This is a genomic window from Burkholderia sp. Ac-20392, assembly GCF_017104585.1.
Classification (GTDB): domain Bacteria; phylum Pseudomonadota; class Gammaproteobacteria; order Burkholderiales; family Burkholderiaceae; genus Burkholderia; species Burkholderia lata.
Genome location: NZ_JAAGPB010001199.1, coordinates 1 through 455, shown reverse-complemented (window position 1 = coordinate 455; position 455 = coordinate 1). Strand labels below are relative to the sequence as shown.

2 tRNA genes are annotated in these 455 nt (G+C 49.5%); both read left to right on the top strand.

The features are described 5' to 3' along the window. Nucleotides 1–50 precede the first annotated feature (50 nt). Nucleotides 51–127: transfer RNA gene (locus G3N99_RS41595), tRNA-Ile, on the top strand. A 38-nt stretch (nt 128–165) separates the two neighbouring features. Next, a tRNA-Ala gene (locus G3N99_RS41590) sits at nt 166–241 on the top strand. Nucleotides 242–455 lie beyond the last annotated feature (214 nt).

The window sequence follows — 455 nt, the reverse complement described above, 5'->3', positions numbered from 1 at the left end:
CGAAGTTGAGCGCTCACGCTTATCGGCTGTAAATTTAAAGACAGACTCAGGGGTCTGTAGCTCAGTCGGTTAGAGCACCGTCTTGATAAGGCGGGGGTCGTTGGTTCGAATCCAACCAGACCCACCATTGTCTGGCGGTAACACCTGAGGCAAATCTGTACTCATGGGGGCATAGCTCAGCTGGGAGAGCACCTGCTTTGCAAGCAGGGGGTCGTCGGTTCGATCCCGTCTGCCTCCACCAATCACCAACGCTAAGGGCTTGGTTCAGACACTGAACCGAGAATTTTGCATTGGCGATTGAGCCAGTCAGATGATATGAGTAAAACCATATCGGCTGTCGTTCTTTAACAATCTGGAAGAAGTAAGTAATTTGGATAGCGGAAGCGTCTATGAGATGGACGTGAAAACTATCCGGGTTGTGATTGTATCGATGTATCTCAAGATGATTCGAACTC